Annotated in this window: 6 protein-coding genes; 2 read left to right on the top strand and 4 right to left on the bottom strand. The window is 51.8% G+C overall.

All coding sequences use genetic code 11. From position 1 onward, the window contains the following. Positions 1-81: 81 nt before the first annotated feature. The 3 genes from pgmB to ACTHRY_RS06265 form a co-directional block, all read right to left on the bottom strand. Complete coding sequence (gene pgmB / locus ACTHRY_RS06275; RefSeq protein ID WP_049323068.1) at positions 82-747, bottom strand: beta-phosphoglucomutase; 666 nt, start codon at positions 745-747, stop codon at positions 82-84. A 12-nt stretch (positions 748-759) separates the two neighbouring features. Continuing rightward, positions 760-3,018 (bottom strand): glycoside hydrolase family 65 protein, encoded by a 2,259-nt coding sequence (locus ACTHRY_RS06270; protein ID WP_440374116.1) that lies wholly within the window; start codon positions 3,016-3,018, stop codon positions 760-762. Between the two features lie 76 nt (positions 3,019-3,094). Further along, positions 3,095-4,447 (bottom strand): SLC45 family MFS transporter, encoded by a 1,353-nt coding sequence (locus ACTHRY_RS06265; protein WP_440374115.1) that lies wholly within the window; start codon positions 4,445-4,447, stop codon positions 3,095-3,097. Between the two features lie 343 nt (positions 4,448-4,790). Between ACTHRY_RS06265 and ettA the strand changes: the two genes are divergently transcribed. Beyond that, positions 4,791-6,467: an energy-dependent translational throttle protein EttA gene (ettA, locus tag ACTHRY_RS06260; protein ID WP_036493894.1), complete on the top strand. Its 1,677-nt coding sequence runs from the start codon at positions 4,791-4,793 to the stop codon at positions 6,465-6,467. Between the two features lie 63 nt (positions 6,468-6,530). On the opposite strand, the gene mtrR is transcribed toward ettA, so the two are convergent. Beyond that, entirely contained in the window at positions 6,531-7,166 is a 636-nt protein-coding gene (mtrR, locus tag ACTHRY_RS06255; protein ID WP_440374114.1) for a multidrug efflux system transcriptional repressor MtrR, read from the bottom strand. A gap of 226 nt (positions 7,167-7,392) precedes the next feature. Between mtrR and ACTHRY_RS06250 the strand changes: the two genes are divergently transcribed. Beyond that, positions 7,393-8,661 carry an efflux RND transporter periplasmic adaptor subunit gene (locus ACTHRY_RS06250; RefSeq protein ID WP_314594230.1) on the top strand — a complete coding sequence of 423 codons (1,269 nt, stop codon included), beginning with the start codon at positions 7,393-7,395 and terminating at the stop codon, positions 8,659-8,661.

The raw sequence follows: 8,661 nt of genomic DNA, 5'->3' as shown, positions 1-8,661 counted from the left end.
AATCTCTTGCTTAATTTACAATTGGTTATCTGCATTTTCGTAGCCTAGCATAACTGCTAATCTACGTCAGCCCCTAATATTTTATCTGCCTGACTGTGCCCACACGTTTTGCAGGTAGGCGTAGGTCAGCTCGGCGGTGCCGGCCACCAGCGCGATGTCGCTGCCCAAGTCTTCGGATTTGCCCACTCCGATGGGCAAGGCGCCGGCGGCTTTGATGGCGGCGACGCCGGCGGCGGCGTCTTCAATGCCGATGCATTGGCGGATGTTCACGCCCACGCCCTCGGCGGCGGCGAGGAAGATGTCGGGGGCGGGTTTGGAATGCGCGACGGCGGCAGGGTCGGCGACGGCGTCGAAGAAGTGGGTCAGCCCCATGCGCTCCAGCAGGAACGGGCCGTTTTTACTGGCGGACGCGAGGGCGATTTTTTTGCCGTTTGCCCTCAATGCTTCCAGCAGCGGCAAAATGCCGGGGTACACGTCTTCGGGTTTGACTGCCTGAATCATTTCGACGTAGTTGTCGTTTTTGCGGCTGGTCAGTTCGGCGAACTCGGCTTCGCTGACGGTTTTGCCGCCGTGCGCGAGGATGCGTTTGAGCGAATCGTCGCGCGACACGCCTTTGAGCTGCTCGTTAAACTTGCGGTCGATGCTGATACCCAGTTCTTCGGCGAGCTTTTTCCATGCGCGGTAGTGGTATTCGGCGGTGTCGGTGATGACGCCGTCGAGGTCAAAGAGCACTGCGGTAAAAGTCATTTTGCGCCCTCCTTATTTTTCTAACGCGACGGTGTGGCTGCCGTTGAGCGTGATGTCTTTGCCGTACACCTGCAAATCGAGCGGCTCGCCTTTGAGCAGGGTGAAGACCACGTTTTCTTTGCCGACGGCGACTTTAATCAGACGGCCTCGGTAGTTGATGTGGAAGGCGTAGCCTGTCCACACACTCGGCAGGAACGGGGCGAAGCTGAGTTTGCCGCCCCAAGTTTTCATTTGGGCGAAACCTTGGACGATGGCGAGCCACGAGCCGGTCATGGAGGTGATGTGCAGGCCGTCTTCTGTGTCGTTGTTGTAGTTGTCCAAGTCCAGGCGGGCGGTGCGCTGGTACATTTCCACGGCTTTTTCTTCTTTGCCCAGTTCGGCGGCAAGGATGGCGTGGATACAAGGCGACAACGAGCTTTCATGCACGGTCATCGGTTCGTAGAAGTCGAAGTTGCGGCGTTTTTCGTCTATGTTGAAACGGTCGCCGAAGAAGTAGATGCCTTGCAATACGTCCGCCTGTTTGATGAAGGGCGAACGCAGGATTTTGTCCCACGACCATTTTTGGTTGAGCGGCAAATCGTCGGGCGAAAGCGCGGACACGGGGCGGATGTCTTTGTCGAGGAAGCCGTCGTGCTGTACGAATACGCCGAGTTCTTCGTCATGCGGACGGTACATATTCGCGCTGATGTCCGCCCATTTTTCCAACTCGGCGGCGCTCACGTTCAAATCCGGACGCGGATATTTCGCCAGGGCTTCGCGGGTGTAGTCCAATACCCATGCGGCAAGGGTGTTGGTGTACCAGTTGTTGTTGATGTTGTTTTCGTATTCGTTCGGGCCGGTTACGCCGTGAATCATGTATTTGCCATGGCGTTTGGAGAAATGGACGCGGTCCGCCCAGAAGCGGGACACTTCGACCAAAACTTCCAAGCCTTCTTTGGCAAGATAGCTTTCGTCGCCGGTGTAATTGGTGTAGTTGTAGATGGCGTAAGGAATCGCGCCGTTGCGGTGGATTTCCTCAAAGGTGATTTCCCATTCGTTGTGGCACTCGATGCCCGTAAACGTCACCATCGGATAGAGCGCGCCCGCCAAACCCTGTTCGCGCGCGTTGTGCTGCGCCTGCGGCAGTTGGTTGCGGCGGTATTGCAGCAGGTTACGGGTAACTTCGGGTTCCGCCAGTGCGAGGTAGAGCGGCACGGCGTAGGCTTCAGTGTCCCAATAGGTCGCGCCACCGTATTTTTCGCCGGTAAAGCCTTTCGGGCCGATGTTCAGGCGCGCGTCTTCGCCGTAGTAGGTGGAGAACAGTTGGAACAGGTTGAAGCGGATGCCCTGCTGCGCTTCGTCGCTGCCTTCGATGACCACGTCGGCGATTTCCCAACGGTGCAGCCAGCCTGCTTTGTGCGCCTCCAGCAAGGTTTCAAACGCAACGCCTGCGATTTTTTCCGACAAGGCGCGGCCTGCGGCTTTCACCGCTTCCAAGCCTTGATAATCGCGGCTGGTGGTAACAATCACGCGTTTTTCAAAGGTTTCGGGCGTTCCGCCGACTTCGGCTTCAAAAGAATTGGAGACCTGCCAATCGGTTTGGCTGCCGCCGAGGGCTTTGAAGCTGCCGGCGAAGGTTTGCTCGGCGTTGACGATGAATTGTTCCACGCCGAAGGGATTGGCGACGGTTTGGGTGGCAATGTAGGAACGGTCGTCTGAAATGCCTTTGTCCAATACCTGCCAGAATTTTTCTTCGTAGTTGGAGTCTTCGTTTTTCACGTCGGCATCGATGATGGAATCGATGCGGACTTGGTGGGTTTTGCCGTCAACGGATACGGCTTCCCAGCGGATGAGAGCCAGCTCTTTTTGCGCGACGGACAGGAATTTGCACACATCGAAACGCACGCCGAATACGGTGAACGAGCGGCGCAACACGCCGTGCTGCATATCGAGTTCGACGGAGAAGTCGGCAACGTCGTTTTTCGCTAAGTCCACTTCTTGACCATCGACAAAGATTTTGACTTTGTTGAAATTGAGCGCATTGATGGCTTTGCCGAAATATTTAGGATAGCCGTTTTTCCACCAGCCGACGCGGGTTTTGTCGGGGAACCACACACCGGCGATGTAGGTACCCAAGTGACTGTCGGTGGAATAGGTTTCTTCAAAGTTGCCGCGCATACCCATATAGCCGTTGCCCAAGCTGGTCAGGCTCTCTTGCAGCCGTTTGTGCTCTTTTTCCAGTTTTGTCGAACGCAGTGTCCAAGGGCTGACTTCCATGATTCTCGTGTACATTTATGAAGCTCCTGTTATTAAAATTGTCAGATCGGCAAAGGTTTCAGACGGCCTTTGCCGATGGTGTTGAAACGGATTATTCGCCGTTGGTCTCTTTAATCAGGCATACTGAGAAAGCCCCCATCAGCAAGACTGCGCCGGCAACCAAGAACATGGTTGCCTGATGGCTGCCCAGCATAGGGAAGAGGACGAAACTCAGCAGCGAAGCGGCGATTTGAGGCATACAGATAGAGCCGTTGAACAGGCCCAAATAAGTACCCATGTGTTTGCCTGAGAGGGCATTGGTCACAATCGTCAAAGGATAGGTAATGATACCGGCCCACGCAATACCGATTAAGGTGTAAGACAACACCAGCGCGTATTGATTGCTGATGAAGAAAACGGAGAAGAAACCGAGCGCACCCAAAGCCAAGCAACCGAAATAACCGGCTTTATGGTATTTATTCGGTACTTTTGCCAGAATAAACGAGCAGATAACGGCAGCAATGGATTGTACCGCCGCCAAAACGCCGTACCAGTTGCCTGCTTCCTGATAGCCTACGGAAGAGGCATCGGTTGTCTGCCAAACGTTTTCCGCAATCGCGCCTGCCGAATAAGTCCACATATACTGGAAGGCAAACCAGCAGAAGAATTGTACCAAAGTCACCGTCCAAAACGCTTTAGGCGCGGTTTTCAAGAGTTCGAACCAGTTGGCTTTTTCCTGATTCGCAGCGACGTCGATGCCGTGATAGCGGGCGTAGGTTTCCGGATCGTATTCTTTGACTTTGAAGATGGTGAACGCACTGGTAATAATCAGTAACGCCGCGCCCACATAGAATGCTACGACCACGGTCTGCGGCACAACGCCTTTCTCGGCCGTGTTTGCCAAACCGATATACGCGAACACAAACGGCAGAATCGCCGCCACAACCGCACCCGTATTCGCTAAGAAACTTTGAATCCCGTAGGCGTAGCTTTTCTGCTCCTCGTTGACCATGTCGCCGACCATCATCTTAAACGGCTGCATCGCCATATTTGACGACACGTCCAACAGCGCAATCATCAGCGCGCCAAACGACAAAGCCGCCAAAGAAGCGTAGCCGAAACCGAAGCTGCCCGAGTTGGGCATCAGAATCATCACGATGACCGCAATCAGCGTGCCGTAAAGCAGATAGGGCAGGCGGCGGCCACCCAGGCGCGGCATCCAAGTGCGGTCTGAGTAGTAGCCCACAATCGGCTGAACCAGCATACCGGCCAGCGGCGGCAGGATGAAAAACCAGCCCAAATTGTGCGGGTCAGCGCCTAGTGTTTGGAAAATTCGGCTCATTTGCGAGCTTTGCAGGGTAAAGGCCGTCTGAACGCCGAGATAGCCGAAGCTCAGCATCCAAATCGTACTTTTTGCCAATGAGGGCAAACCTTGTTTTGTTGTTTTTTGCGTATGTTCAGACATGAGGCAAATCCTTATTTTAAAAGTATTTGTATTGGGAAATCTGAAATTGTTTTTAGCGCGGTGTTTCTTTGTCGTTATTATTTGTTTATGTACTTTCAAGGATATAGGCGCATTTTATGGAGCGTATCGAATATTGGCAACGTTTGTTCAAAGATAAACTGGCTTAAATCAAATTTTTTACGGTTTCGTGTTGAAAATTTTGGAGAATGAAAGCATTGGTTCGGCTTTGCTGCATATTGTGATGCCGATTTCTATTTTCAGACGGCATTTGAACAAGCAAGTATTTGAGCAATCGGTTAAAATGGGCCGTCTGAAATTTGTTTGACCGAATCGAGAAAAAACCATGTCCCAACAATACGTCTATTCTATGCTGCGCGTGAGCAAGGTTGTGCCGCCGCAGAAAACCATCATTAAAGATATTTCCCTTTCCTTCTTCCCCGGCGCGAAAATCGGCCTGCTCGGTTTGAACGGCGCGGGCAAGTCCACCGTGCTGCGGATTATGGCGGGTGTGGATAAGGAATTCGAGGGTGAAGCCGTGCCGATGGGCGGCATCAAAATCGGCTATCTGCCGCAAGAGCCGGAGCTTGATCCTGAGAAAACCGTGCGCGAGGAAGTGGAAAGCGGTTTGGGCGAAGTGGCTGCGGCGCAGAAACGTTTGGAAGAAGTGTATGCCGAGTATGCCAATCCCGATGCGGATTTTGACGCGCTGGCGGAAGAACAGGGCCGCTTGGAAGCGATTATTGCGGCGGGTTCGTCCACGGGTGGCGGTGCGGAACATGAATTGGAAATCGCCGCCGATGCGCTGCGCCTGCCGGAATGGGATGCCAAAATCGGCAATCTATCCGGCGGTGAAAAACGCCGCGTCGCTTTGTGCAAACTCTTGTTGAGCAAGCCCGATATGCTGCTGCTGGATGAGCCGACCAACCACTTGGATGCGGAATCGGTGGAATGGCTGGAGCAATTTCTCGTGCGCTTCCCCGGCACAGTCGTTGCCGTAACGCACGACCGCTACTTCTTGGACAACGCCGCCGAATGGATTTTGGAACTTGACCGCGGACACGGTATCCCGTGGAAAGGCAATTACTCGTCTTGGCTGGAGCAGAAAGAAAAACGCTTGGAAAACGAGGCGAAATCCGAAGCTGCGCGTGTGAAAGCGATGAAGCAGGAATTGGAATGGGTGCGCCAAAATGCCAAAGGCCGCCAAGCCAAGTCCAAAGCACGTCTGGCTCGTTTTGAGGAAATGAGCAACTACGAATACCAAAAACGCAACGAAACTCAGGAAATCTTCATTCCCGTCGCCGAGCGTTTGGGCAACGAAGTAATTGAATTTGTGAACGTTTCCAAATCGTTCGGCGATAAAGTGCTGATTGACGATTTGAGCTTCAAAGTGCCTGCGGGCGCGATTGTCGGCATCATCGGCCCGAACGGCGCGGGTAAATCGACGCTGTTTAAAATGATTGCGGGCAAAGAGCAGCCCGATTCCGGCGAAGTGAAAATCGGCCAAACCGTGAAAATGAGCCTGATTGACCAAAGCCGCGAAGGTTTGCAAAACGATAAAACCGTGTTCGACAACATTGCCGAAGGCCGCGACATTTTGCAGGTTGGGCAGTTTGAAATTCCCGCCCGCCAATATTTGGGACGCTTCAACTTCAAAGGCAGCGACCAAAGCAAAATCGCAGGTCAATTGTCGGGCGGCGAACGCGGACGTTTGCACTTGGCAAAAACCTTATTGAGCGGCGGCAATGTGTTGCTGCTGGACGAACCGTCCAACGACCTAGACGTAGAAACCCTGCGTGCGCTGGAAGACGCATTGCTGGAATTTGCCGGCAGCGTGATGGTGATTTCGCACGACCGCTGGTTCCTCGACCGCATCGCCACGCATATCTTGGCGTGTGAAGGCGATTCGAAATGGGTGTTCTTCGACGGCAACTATCAGGAATACGAAGCTGACAAGAAACGCCGTTTGGGTGAAGAGGGTGCGAAACCGAAACGTATCCGCTACAAACCGGTAACACGTTAAGCAGGTTTGAATGGAAAGGCCGTCTGAAACTTCAAAGTTTCAGACGGCCTTAAGTTTTAATATTTAGGATTGTTTTCTTAATTGCGGATGGTTTTCCAATGTATCAATGATGATTTCAATCATGCGTGGGGCAGTTTGCGCCAAATCGAAGCCTTGACCTGAAGAAAGCCAGCGCCAAATCAAGCCGTCTAATGAAGACTTGATGAAGATGACTGCCATGTCGATATCCAAATTATCCGCCAACGCTTTTTGTTGTACCGCATCAGTCAGGACAGCAACGATTTTTTCACGCCATAGTGATTGGTGTTTTTTAGCGATGGCAATGACCGCCTCGTTTTGCTCGGTGTGTTTGCATTTTAAAAACAAAATGCTGTGGAATTTATAGTGAAGATCGTTGTGTTGCAGGCGCTCGAAGAAACGGGTCAGAGTTAGTCGGAAGCTTGACCAAGCCTGTTCGTTATTGTTGTTCGAGTCTTCTTTTATGCAGCTTTCGATGTCGTCGCAAATCCGTTGGAACAAGGCGTCAAACAAATCTTCTTTGTTTTTGAAATGCCAATACAGCGCGCCGCGCGTTACGCCTGCGGCTTGGGCAATTTCGTTAAGCGAGGTGCGGGCAATGCCTTTCTGATAAAACGTATCCAATGCGGCAAGCATGAGATATTCTTTGGTTTTTAAGGCTTCGGTTTTGGTTCTTCTCATAGTTGTTTTGTAGGAAATGTAAATTTATGGTTTGGATTATAAAAAATTACTTCTGAACATGCAAGAATGTATGTATAATTTAATTCAATACTTGATAGTGTTTCTCAACACTATATAATCAGCCTGTTTTTCATAAAAGCAGGCAATTTCTGTTTGTGAAATATGAGATTAAAGTAATCAATTTTCAATTAGTCAAACCCTTATTTATCATAGAGATAGGAAAATTATGGCTCTTTATGCTTCTAAAATGATGCGTGTCGCGGCAATTGCAGCAGCTACTGCGTTGGCGCTTTCCGCTTGTGGCAAAGGCGATGAAAAAGCAGCCGGCCAACAGGCGCAAGGCAGTCAGCAACAGCAAAAACAACCTGCGCCTGAAGTCCGTGTGGTTACTGTGCATCCGGAAACCGTTGCATTGACAACCGAGTTGCCGGGCCGTCTGGAATCATTGCGTACTGCCGAAGTTCGCGCCCAAGTTGGCGGTATTCTGCAAAAACGTCTGTTCCAAGAGGGCAGCTATGTGCAAGCCGGTCAGCCTTTATATCAAATCGACAGCTCATCTTATGAAGCAAACTTAGAAAGCGCACGAGCCCAGTTGGCGAGTGCGCAAGCTACTTTGGCCAAAGCGAATGCCGACTTAGCCCGCTACAAACCGCTGGTTGCCGCCGATGCCATCAGCCAACAAGAATATGATGCGGCCGTAACGGCCAAGCGTTCAGCAGAGGCAGGCGTCAAATCCGCTCAAGCAGCCATCAAATCTGCCGGTATCAGCCTGAACCGCTCCCGCATTACTGCGCCGATTTCCGGCTTTATCGGTCAATCTAAAGTTTCTGAAGGTACGCTGCTGAATTCCGGCGATACCACTGTTTTGGCAACCATCCAACAAACCAATCCGATGTATGTCAACGTTACCCAATCTGCGAGTGAGGTCATGAAACTGCGTCAACAGGTTGCCGAAGGCAAATTGTTGGCGGCAAACGGCGCGATTGCAGTGGATATCAAATTTGACGACGGTACGGTTTACCCTGAAAAAGGCCGTCTGCTGTTTGCAGATCCGACTGTCAACAAAACGACCGGTCAAATTACCTTGCGCGCTGCCATTCCTAACGACAGAAATATCTTGATGCCGGGCTTGTATGTGCGCGTATTGATGGAACAAGTGGCTGTGGATAATGCATTTGTAGTGCCGCAACAAGCAGTTACCCGCGGTTCGCAAGATACTGTGATGGTAGTGAATGACAAGAGCGAAATGGAAGCGCGTGTCGTGACCATTGCCCAACAGCAAGGTAGCAATTGGGTGATTACAGACGGCCTGAAAGACGGCGACAAAGTGATTGTTGAAGGCATCAGCATTGCCGCTATGTCGGGTGCTAAACAGGTAACGCCGAAAGAATGGACTCCGCCTGCAAGTGCTGCGGCAGCAACACCGGCAGTTTCAGACGGCCAGGCTGCATCCGAGGCCAAGCCTGAAGCTAAAGCTGCATCTGAAGCCAAATAA

It is taken from the genome of Neisseria sp. P0004.S004 (genome assembly GCF_051963335.1).
Classification (GTDB): Bacteria; Pseudomonadota; Gammaproteobacteria; order Burkholderiales; family Neisseriaceae; genus Neisseria.
The sequence above is the reverse complement of the archived record's forward strand: the minus strand, read 5'-3'. Positions and strand labels throughout refer to the sequence as shown.

Excerpts from the sequence above, each read along its gene's own strand:
- pgmB (WP_049323068.1), bottom strand. The coding sequence starts at position 747 with ATGACTTTTACCGCAGTGCTCTTTGACCTCGACGGCGTCATCACCGAC.
- ACTHRY_RS06270 (WP_440374116.1), bottom strand. The coding sequence starts at position 3,018 with ATGTACACGAGAATCATGGAAGTCAGCCCTTGGACACTGCGTTCGACA.
- ACTHRY_RS06265 (WP_440374115.1), bottom strand. The coding sequence starts at position 4,447 with ATGTCTGAACATACGCAAAAAACAACAAAACAAGGTTTGCCCTCATTG.
- ettA (WP_036493894.1), top strand. The coding sequence starts at position 4,791 with ATGTCCCAACAATACGTCTATTCTATGCTGCGCGTGAGCAAGGTTGTG.
- mtrR (WP_440374114.1), bottom strand. The coding sequence starts at position 7,166 with ATGAGAAGAACCAAAACCGAAGCCTTAAAAACCAAAGAATATCTCATG.
- ACTHRY_RS06250 (WP_314594230.1), top strand. The coding sequence starts at position 7,393 with ATGGCTCTTTATGCTTCTAAAATGATGCGTGTCGCGGCAATTGCAGCA.